Below are 1,077 nucleotides of genomic sequence, written 5' to 3' on the forward strand. Positions count from 1 at the left end.
GGATTTGAACCTGCGACCTCTGGGTTATGAGCCCAGCGAGCTACCGAGCTGCTCCACCCCGCGTCGGTGAACCCCACCCTACGGCACCGCCCGGCGATGGTTCGACCGGATTTCGCGCAGCGTGCCGGCCGCAGGTTGGTTTGGGGCGAGGGCAGTGTCTTCGAGCGGTCCGCGTTTCGAGGGCTGGCAGGGCGTGGTGACGCGCTCACTCGGGACTGCGGGTGCCAGTGCACGGCTGGCGGGAGTCGAGTCGGGCCGGTTGAGGAGGGGGAGGGGTTATGGGGTGGATGACCGAGGAGTACGGGGCGTCGCATGAGGGCTGGGCGGGTGCGCTGCTGGGGGATGGGAGTGAGCCGGGCCCGGTGTATCTGGACCCTGGCAGCGGCTCCGATTTTCATGAGACGCGCCAGTGGTGGGCTTACAGCGGCATCCTGAACCGGCCCCGAGCGGCGGCCGCACGCGGAGCCTGCTCGTGTGGCTGGCGCGGTACTGCGCACTATCGGATCGACTGGGAAGCCGTGGACGCAGCCGGTATCTACGAGCCGGTTATCGAGGGTCCGCAGGAGGACTGGGAGCAGCACCTCGAGGAGGTCGAGGCGCGGACGGTGCCGCTGCCCGGGGAACTGGCCGAGCTCCTGGAGCGGGTCGGGGAGCAGCTGAACCTGCTGGCGCGGCAGGCGCCGGTGGCTGCGCTCAAGGCGGTTGCGGCCTTGGAGGCGGTGACCTGTCGGGTGGCCCGGGATGCCGCGTACATGGCTGAGGCCGATGAGCTGTCCTGGGAGTCGATCGGGACCGCATTGGGCCTCACCGAAGACGCGGCCCGCTCCCGCCTGATCCACTACGGGATGCGGCACTGACCTGCCGCAGCCTGTAGAAGGCCGACGCCGTCGACATGCCTGCCGGGACGCTGCCACCGGGCGGTAATCAAGCTGCCCTGCCGCCACCGCCGTCGGCTACGAGCCGGCCCCGTAGCCGCACCCACCTAGGGCGTGTATCCGGTTGTGATCAATTTGTGCGACTCGCCCGTGCCCTGTGACGCGATCTGGTAGATCGTCACTCATGACGCGGGCGCAACTG

General features: G+C 69.2%; 1 protein-coding gene. It reads left to right on the plus strand.

Features of this window, described 5'->3' with window-relative positions; translation table 11 throughout:
* The first annotated feature begins 287 nt into the window (after positions 1-287).
* Entirely contained in the window at positions 288-857 is a 570-nt protein-coding gene (locus tag AB0M76_RS43480; RefSeq protein ID WP_365958299.1) for a hypothetical protein, read from the plus strand.
* Positions 858-1,077: the final 220 nt, after the last annotated feature.

The sequence above is a fragment of the Streptomyces sp. NPDC051364 genome (assembly GCF_040682115.1).
In the GTDB taxonomy this organism is placed as follows: domain Bacteria; phylum Actinomycetota; class Actinomycetes; order Streptomycetales; family Streptomycetaceae; genus Streptomyces.